Below are 698 nucleotides of genomic sequence, written 5' to 3'. Positions count from 1 at the left end.
ATAGCACGATTGGATATGTGTCACCCTTTGAGTTTGAAAAGCGGTATTATGATAATTTAACCCTGTCAGGCATCGCTGCCTGACTCAAGTAAATCACTCTCCGATAAAGTCGGGGCGGTTCAATATCTAAATTAGATATAATTGAGTAGAAATCGTCAAATGGTAGAGGTATATCAGGATAATACTCTGGAACTTCATTTAAATGATCTTCATGCTGCTTTTTAAGAGAATCTAGATTGTAGCCAAGAAGGTCTAAACGTCTTTTTGTTGATCCAAGTTTTCGACTTAAGCCTTCTTTATATTCAATAATATTATCCGAATAATAATAAGGGATATCTTTTACATCACTGAGCTGAAATAAAGACCCATGATCGCTGTAAGAGTTATTTTTACCCCAATCTAATTCTAGTTTCCCAATACCAAATGAAACCATTGAACCCATATATATTTCCTCGATTCACTAATAATTAGTTAACCAAGTTAGTTTAGCAGTTAATTTTTATATCATGAGTATCTTTTTAATCACGCACAAAGAAAAGCCCCCTCCGCGTTAGCAAAGGGGGCTTTATCTAGAATAGAGAGCTGACGATGACCTACTCTCACATGGGCGAACCACACTACCATTGGCGCTACGATGTTTCACTTCTGAGTTCGGGAAGGGATCAGGTGGGGCCATCGCGCTATTGTCGTCAGCAAAG

The 698-nt window shown here is 38.1% G+C and carries 1 protein-coding gene and 1 rRNA gene; both read right to left on the bottom strand.

Translation table 11 applies throughout. The annotated features are described in order from the left end of the window. Positions 1–46: 46 nt before the first annotated feature. A complete protein-coding gene (locus JMX07_RS13540; protein WP_201608440.1) occupies positions 47–442 on the bottom strand; it encodes a HEPN/Toprim-associated domain-containing protein in 396 nt (131 codons plus the stop codon). A gap of 138 nt (positions 443–580) precedes the next feature. Beyond that, positions 581–694, bottom strand: a 5S ribosomal RNA gene (gene rrf, locus JMX07_RS13535). Positions 695–698 lie beyond the last annotated feature (4 nt).

It is taken from the genome of Psychrobacter immobilis (genome assembly GCF_904846235.1).
Taxonomy (GTDB): Bacteria; Pseudomonadota; Gammaproteobacteria; order Pseudomonadales; family Moraxellaceae; genus Psychrobacter; species Psychrobacter immobilis_C.
Note: the sequence above shows the minus strand (reverse complement) of the source record. Positions and strands in the feature narration are given on the sequence as shown.

Excerpts from the sequence above, each read along its gene's own strand:
- JMX07_RS13540 (WP_201608440.1), bottom strand. The coding sequence starts at position 442 with ATGGGTTCAATGGTTTCATTTGGTATTGGGAAACTAGAATTAGATTGG.